Source organism: Microbacterium sp. Leaf351, assembly GCF_001423825.1.
Taxonomy (GTDB): Bacteria; Actinomycetota; Actinomycetes; order Actinomycetales; family Microbacteriaceae; genus Microbacterium; species Microbacterium ginsengisoli.
The window spans coordinates 123013-129726 of record NZ_LMPK01000009.1 but is presented as its reverse complement, the minus strand read 5'-3'; the positions used below and the strand labels follow the sequence as shown (position 1 = coordinate 129726).

The window sequence follows — 6714 nt, the reverse complement described above, 5'->3', positions numbered from 1 at the left end:
GCGGGTGTCGGCGCCCATCTCGGTGAGCACGTATCCGGGGCACAGGGCGTTCGCGGTGATGCCGTCGGAGCCGAACTCCTGGGCCGTCGCGCGGGTGAGCGCCACGACGGCGGCCTTGGAGGCGGCGTAGGCGCCCTCGAAGCCGCCGCCCGACTTCGCAGCCATGCTCGCAAGGTTGATGATGCGGCCGCCGCCTCCCGCGCGCATCGCGGGCACCGCCTCCTGCGTCGTGACGAGCATGGAGCGGGTGTTGATGACCTGGACGCGGTCCCAGTCGGCCGGGTCGGTCTCGAGCAGTCCGCCGCTGAGGAACACGCCCGCATTGTTCACGAGCACGTCGAGACCGCCGAGCAGATCGATCGCCGCGCGCATCGTGGTGCGGGTGGAGGCGACATCCACGAGGTCGACGGCGAGAGAGGCGACCCCGAGGTCTGCCGCGGTCTGGGCGATCGCGTCGGCGTCGCGGTCGAGCAGCACGACCTGCGCGCGCTCGGCCGCGATGCGCGCCGCGATCGCACGCCCGATGCCGCGGGCCGCGCCCGTCACGATCACACGCTTGCCGTCCAGGGTGCCCATCAGTTCGTCTCCGTTCCGCCGCCGAGCGCGCGGCCGATCGCGGCCACCGCCCGGGCGTACTCGATCTCGGTGCCGTCGTCGACGCCGCCCGAGAGGTCCACGCCGACGACGCCGTCGATCTCGAGGAACTCCCTCCCGAGCTCGATCGCCGCTGCCACGCCCTCGGCGACAGGGTCCGGTGCGGCGAGGATGCGTTCGATGTAGCCCGGTGGCAGGGCGAGCTCGGTGAACGAGCGGATGAGGGCCGCGCTCGCATGGCTGAGGATGATGGGGAGGCACGGGATGAAGCCCGTCGTCACTCCCAGGTCGCGCGCGCGGCCGATGAAGGCCGCGACAGGCTCGGCGCCGCCCGAATGGTTGACGAAGCAGATCTCCGCGCCGGCGTGCTGCTTCTCGAGCAGACGTCCGGCGCGCTCGGCGATCGGCGGCGCCATCGGCGACTCGGCGACCGACACGAGGTGGCCCGCTCGATGCGCGAGCGAGGCGAGCTCGGTCGAGTCGAGGTCGAAGACGGGTCGAGCTTCCGGCCGGGAGCCGGTGAGGGTGTGGTCACCGGTCACGCAGTGCACACCGCCGACGCCCGCGTGGGCGAGGGCAGCGAGCTCGCCTTCGAGCGCCACCCGGTTGCGATCCCGGGTGTTCACGCCCGCCCACGAGACGAGGCCTGCCTCCTGCACGAGCCGGGCGCGGTAGGCCGGCGGGAACTGCACGCGCATCTGCCCGGCGTCACCGTGCAGCACCGCGTCGACCCCGCCGACGAGCTCGTGTGCACAGTCGACGATGGATGCCGCATCCACCGGGCGCGCCGGGAAGTCCGCCACGACGATCGGGCGTGTGGCGAGCAGTGCGCGCATGCGCGCCGCGCCCGCAGACGGCACCGGGTCGGGGAGGGGGGCTGCGGCGACCGTCGGCGGGGCGGCGGCATCCGGCCGCACCCCGGACCACGGGATCACGCCCGTGTGCAGGAAGACGCAGGGATGCGGTGCGACCTCGCAGCGCCCGTCGAGACCCACCCCGCCGCACGGGCCGTAGGTCATCGACTTGGGGCAGTCGGCGACGGCCGCGGGGGCGTTCATCCGGCGCGCACCTCGACGGCCCAGGACTCGTCGGGCTGACGACGGTACTCGACGCGGCGAGACGCCGTGTCGTCGCGGCCGGCCCAGAACGTCAGGCGCGTGGGGCGCACGCGCTTGCCGGCCCACGACACGGGCGGCTCGAAGCCGTCGGCGTGCTCCTCCTGGAACGCCGCCCATGCGGCCACACGCTCGGGAAGCGGACGTCGCGCGAACTCGTGGGTGTTCTGCCACGCGAGCTGCTGCAGGTAGACGTTGCGGCGGCGGTAGGCGGCATCCTCTTCGCCCGGCGGCGGCGTCTCGGCGACGCCCTGCACCGTGATCTGATGCTTGTCGTCGAGCAGCGCGATGACGAGGGCGACCCGCGGATCGTTCTCCAGCTGGGCGAACTTGCGCGAGTTCGCGTCGGCGTGGAAGTACAGACCGCCCGCATCGAACTCGGTGAGCAGCTGGGTGCGTCCGTCGGGGGCTCCGGTCTCGTCGACGGTGATCACCGTCATGATCGGACGCGCCGGGTCGTCGTTCGCCGGCAGCCAGGCTGTCAGCAGCTCGAACGGGTCGGCGGGCCAGTCGTCTCGCTCGGCGAGGTCGAACCAGCCGGTCACCAGGCGCCCGCCTCGTCGTCCGTGGTGTCGTCGGTGAGGGCGACGGAGGGCTTCGTGCCCGTGTCGACGTCGGGCTTGACGAGCTTTCCGGGGTTGAGGAGACCCTGCGGGTCTGTCGTCGCGGCCATCTCGCGGGCACGGTCGGGGAAGTAGTCCACGAACCACTGGTGGGGGTTGTGGTAGCCGACGCCGAGCGCGGCGAGCCGGTCGAAGCCGGCCAGCAGGTCCTCGGCCGTCGTGTACTTCGCGGCGAGCATGCCGATGGGCTTCGTCGCCTGCGCCTCGATGTGCAGCCAGCTCTCGCCGGGGTACACCTCATGCACCTCATCGATCCGGTCGACGAGCGCGTCACCGTTGACCTCGACGTGGAACCACGTGTTCGGGTAGCTCTTCTGCAGCCACTCGATCGCGTGGTTGTAGCTGGTCATCGACACCTTCATGGTGTGGTTGATGCCCTCTCGCACCGCTTCGACGGTGCCGCCGGCCGCCTCGACGAGACGGGTCGCCTCCTCGATCGAGCGCACATCGAGGATGCCTCGCAGGCTCGCCTTCCCAGCGGGCAGCGCCTCGTCGGCGGGCAGCGCGTCGGCGAGCAGCGGCACGTCGCCGGAGACGAGTCGCGGAGTGGGCTCGAGGTCGCGGAACTCACGCACCAGCTGGAAGGCCGTGTGGTAGTCGTCGAAGCTCGCGTAGAACGCGCGCCACTCCTGCAGAGGCTCGAGCACCACTTCGGCGCGGGCGATGATCGCGACGACGCCGTAGTTGTGCAGGTACTTCTCGGCCTCGACGCCCTCGAAATGCACGAGCTCCGGCTCGGGGCTCGCGAACACGACGTCGATGGCGCGCACGAAGCCGTGCATGAGCACCCCGTGGGCGATCGAGCCGGTGCCGCCCGAGCCGCCCGAGAGGAAGCCGCCGAGGGTCGACTGCACCGTGGAGGGGTACATGAGCAGCTGCTGGCCGGCGCGGTTGGCGGCCTGCTCGATCTGGATCATCGGCGCGCCCGCTTCGGCGACGATGAAGCCATCGCCGACCTCGACGACCGCGCGGGCCTTGGTGGTGTCGAGCACGAGACCGCCGGCCATCGGGATGCCTTGGCCGTAGTTGCCGGTGCCCTTGCCGCGAGGCGTGATCGGCACCCCGTGGCGCACGGCGGCGGCGACGGTCTCGGCGATCTGCTGGGCCGATGCCGGGAACGCCACGAGCTGCGCGCGGCCGAGGGGGAGCTGCTCGCTGATCAGCGGCGAGAGGTACGAGCCGTCGAGCGACGAGCGCTCGAGCACCTGCTCCTCGCGGGTGACGCCGGCGGCGCCGAGGATCTCGGCGAGCTCGGCCGCGAGGGCGTCGATGCGGGCCGCGTCGACAGCGGCGAGGGTGGTGGCAGACATGCGGTCAGCTTTCTCTTCTGATCAGCGGGTGAGAGAGGGGGATGCCGCGGCGACGCCTGCCGGCGCGATGTCGCGGTGGATCGTGGTGCGGGCGACGAGTCGCCCGGCGTGGATGACGAGACGGTCGGGGGAGCCCGAGGCGATCGCCTCGCCGAGGCTGTCGGCGCGCACGGCGAGCAGTTCGGCGCGTGCGCCGACGACGGGGCCTGCCTCGGGAAGCCACATCGCGGCGCGGGCGCCGGCGGTGACGGCGGTGAGGGCTTCGTCGAGGCTCAGGTGTCCGGCGGTCACGAGCAGCGAGGCGGTCTCGAGCGCGTCGCCGCGGCCGACCGGATTGAAGGGGTCGCGCACGTTGTCCGCGCCGGCCCCGAGCACGACGCCGGCGTCGAGCAGGGCGCGGGTGGCGGTGAGTCCGCGCGGCGTCGACACCGGGTGCTCCCAGCCCTGCAGATAGAGGTTCGTGATCGGCAGGGTGATGATGCGGAGGTCCGCGGCGGCGACCGCGGCGATGACCTCGGCGAGCTCGTCCGCGGGGAGCGTGCCCAGTCGTACGCAGTGCCCGGCGGATCGCGGCTGCGACCATGCGGCCACCCGGTTGGCGTACGACACGATCGTGAGCGGGCCGTCGAGGGACTCGTCGGTGTGCAGATCGACGGGGGCGCCGCGCCGCTCGGCGATGTCGAGGGCGCGGTGCAGCTCCGCATGCGGGTCGGTGGCGAGGTGGGGGGCTCCGCCGACGATGTCGACGCCGAGGTCGAGGGCGCCTTCGTACACGTCGTCGGGCACCCACTCGCCGCCGAGGGCGACGAGCTGGATGTCGATGAGCTCGGCGAGCTCTTCGCGCACGCGCACGAGTGCGCGCACGCCGCGCAGCGGGTCGTGGTCGGCGAACAGGTCGACGTGGGTGCGGATGGCCGTCGTCCCCGCGGCGAGGTTCTCGAGCGCCTGGGCACGGGCGCGGGCGGCGATGTCGTCCTCGGTCTGGCCGGCGGCGAACGCGCGCCATGACTCGATCGCGCGGACGAGATCGCCGGCGGGTGGCCGCGCGGCATCCCAGCTGCGGGCCTTGTCGAGGTGCGCGTGCGGTTCGGCGGGCGCCGTGACGACGAGATACCCCCGCAGGTCGAGGTCGGATGCCTCGTCGATCTCGGCGGCCGCATCGGCCGGGGTGACGGCGGCGACGAGCTCGCCGTCGAGGGTGATGTCGACGAGCGATCCGTCGGCGAGACGGGCCGAGCGCAGCACGCGCAGCGGACGCGGGAGTGACGACATGATTCCCCTCGGGAGAGGCCGATCGGGCAGAGCGGGATGTTCGTCCCACTTACAATCGGCACTGTAGGGAGGGCGCGTTTCGCGCATGTGACGCGTCCGTTTCTGCTCGCGAAACCGGCGCGGGCCCGCTCGCCGGGTGTGGTGTACTTTCTGGCGGAGCGGCACCCGCGCGGGTGCCGCTTGCTGTTCGGAGGTGTCAGTCATGGCGAAGGATGTCGCGGCCCCCACCTCGTCGCCGGTCGACGAGGTGACCGTGGCCTTGGGGGAGCGGATCCGCGCGATGCGGCATGCCCGGAGGCTCACTCTCGTCGAGCTCGCCTCGGCGTCGGAGCTCTCTCACCCGTTCCTCTCGCAGCTCGAGCGCGGACTCACCAGGCCCAGCATGGGCTCGCTCGAGCGCATCGCGCGGGCGCTCGGCACCAGCCAGGTCGAGCTGCTGTCGGTCGACCGGCCGGCGACGACGGGCGACGAGGTCGATGTCGTGCGGGCCGATGAGGGGTCGTCGGGCGCGTACGCCGAGGGCATCGCGCGCATGCTCGTCTCGGACCCGCGATCGTTCCACCCGATGGAGTTCCGTGCCGAGAACGTCGAGTTCGGCGACTTCTTCGACCACGACGAGGACGAATGGATGTTCGTTCTCGACGGCACGGTCGAGATCGACCTCGACCGGGAGGGGCGGCCCGATGTGCTCGCCCCGGGGGATTCGGTCTTCTACGCCGGCGGAACCCGGCACCGGTGGCGGTCGGCCGACGGCCGTGCCTACCGGCTCATCATCGTCAAGGAGCATCCCGCACGCCTATGAACCCGATCGCTTCCGATGTGGATGTCCGTGTCGTCTCCCGCACCGCGGTGAGCGACGATCTCGTCGTGCTCGAACTCGCCCCCCAGGGTGACGAGCCGCTTCCCGCCTGGGAGCCGGGAGCGCACGTCGACGTGCTGCAGCCGGGCGGCCTGGTGCGGCAGTACTCCCTCGTGGGTCCGGCCGGTGCGCAGCGGTGGCGGCTGGGAGTGCTGCGTGAGCCCGACAGTCGTGGCGGGTCGACCTGGATGCTCGACCAGGTCGCCGAGGGAACGGTGCTGCGCCTCGCGGGGCCTCGCAACCACTTCCGCTTCGATGCCGCCGCTCATCCGCGTGCGGTGTTCTTGGCGGGCGGCATCGGCATCACGCCGATCGCGGCGATGGCGGATGCCGCGGCATCCGCCGGCATCGACTACGAACTGCACTACGCGGGCCACGAGGGCCGCATGATCCTCGTCGACGAGCTGCGGGAACGGCACGGCGACCGGCTCGTGCTGCACGTGTCGGAGCGGGGCGGACGTCTGGATCTCGAGGTGCTCTTCGGAGCTCTCCCGGCACACACCGGGGTGTGGTGCTGCGGACCGCTGCGCCTCGTGGATGCGGCAGAGCAGATCGCGGGCGCCCACGGGGTGGCGTTCGCGGCCGAGCGCTTCGAACCCGAGCCCTTGACGGCGCCGGTCTGGGACGGGCCGTTCGAGGTCGAGCTGGAGTACAGCGGGATGACCGTCGAGGTCGCGCCCGATCGGAGCGTCCTCGACGTTCTCGAGGAGTCGGGCGTGTTCGTGCTCTCGAGCTGCCGCGAGGGCACGTGCGGCACCTGCGAGACGCCGGTGATCTCCGGCGAGATCGATCATCGCGACTCGATCCTGTCGCCGTCCGAGCGCGAGCGAAGTGACGTGATGTACGTGTGCGTGTCGCGGGCCGCGTGCCCGCGCATCGTGCTCGGCCTCTGACGGCGCCGGTGCGGGCCCGTGGTCAGGCGGTGGGGCGCTCGATGAGGA

7 protein-coding genes are annotated in these 6714 nt (G+C 71.9%); 2 read left to right on the top strand and 5 right to left on the bottom strand.

All coding sequences use genetic code 11. The annotated features are described in order from the left end of the window. The 5 genes from ASG00_RS03895 to ASG00_RS03875 form a co-directional block, all read right to left on the bottom strand. The coding region (locus ASG00_RS03895) for an SDR family NAD(P)-dependent oxidoreductase (protein WP_235559123.1) at positions 1-576 on the bottom strand (576 nt) is incomplete at its 3' end. Further along, positions 576-1652, bottom strand: coding sequence for a methylenetetrahydrofolate reductase C-terminal domain-containing protein (locus tag ASG00_RS03890; protein ID WP_056207026.1), 1077 nt, complete (start codon positions 1650-1652; stop codon positions 576-578). The genes ASG00_RS03890 and ASG00_RS03895, both read right to left, overlap by 1 nt. Continuing rightward, positions 1649-2254: a pyridoxamine 5'-phosphate oxidase family protein gene (locus tag ASG00_RS03885; protein WP_056207025.1), complete on the bottom strand. Its 606-nt coding sequence runs from the start codon at positions 2252-2254 to the stop codon at positions 1649-1651. Before ASG00_RS03885 ends, ASG00_RS03890 begins: the two co-directional genes overlap by 4 nt. Next, positions 2251-3642, bottom strand: a complete 1392-nt coding sequence (locus ASG00_RS03880; RefSeq protein WP_056207023.1) for an FAD-binding oxidoreductase — start codon at positions 3640-3642, stop codon at positions 2251-2253. The genes ASG00_RS03885 and ASG00_RS03880 overlap by 4 nt, the downstream gene beginning before the upstream one ends. Positions 3643-3663: 21 nt before the next feature. Beyond that, entirely contained in the window at positions 3664-4914 is a 1251-nt protein-coding gene (locus tag ASG00_RS03875; RefSeq protein WP_200930849.1) for an amidohydrolase family protein, read from the bottom strand. A 202-nt stretch (positions 4915-5116) separates the two neighbouring features. Between ASG00_RS03875 and ASG00_RS03870 the strand changes: the two genes are divergently transcribed. Next, positions 5117-5716 (top strand): helix-turn-helix domain-containing protein, encoded by a 600-nt coding sequence (locus ASG00_RS03870; protein WP_056207021.1) that lies wholly within the window; start codon positions 5117-5119, stop codon positions 5714-5716. Further along, the gene (locus ASG00_RS03865; protein WP_056207020.1) at positions 5713-6666 is read left to right on the top strand and encodes a PDR/VanB family oxidoreductase; all 954 of its coding nucleotides are present in this window, start codon (positions 5713-5715) and stop codon (positions 6664-6666) included. The genes ASG00_RS03870 and ASG00_RS03865 overlap by 4 nt, the downstream gene beginning before the upstream one ends. Positions 6667-6714 lie beyond the last annotated feature (48 nt).

What these genes read in the sequence shown, in the direction of transcription:
- ASG00_RS03880 (WP_056207023.1), bottom strand. Translation starts at nt 3,642, where the DNA reads ATGTCTGCCACCACCCTCGCCGCTGTCGACGCGGCCCGCATCGACGCC.
- ASG00_RS03865 (WP_056207020.1), top strand. Translation starts at nt 5,713, where the DNA reads ATGAACCCGATCGCTTCCGATGTGGATGTCCGTGTCGTCTCCCGCACC.
- ASG00_RS03875 (WP_200930849.1), bottom strand. Translation starts at nt 4,914, where the DNA reads ATGTCGTCACTCCCGCGTCCGCTGCGCGTGCTGCGCTCGGCCCGTCTC.
- ASG00_RS03870 (WP_056207021.1), top strand. Translation starts at nt 5,117, where the DNA reads ATGGCGAAGGATGTCGCGGCCCCCACCTCGTCGCCGGTCGACGAGGTG.
- ASG00_RS03890 (WP_056207026.1), bottom strand. Translation starts at nt 1,652, where the DNA reads ATGAACGCCCCCGCGGCCGTCGCCGACTGCCCCAAGTCGATGACCTAC.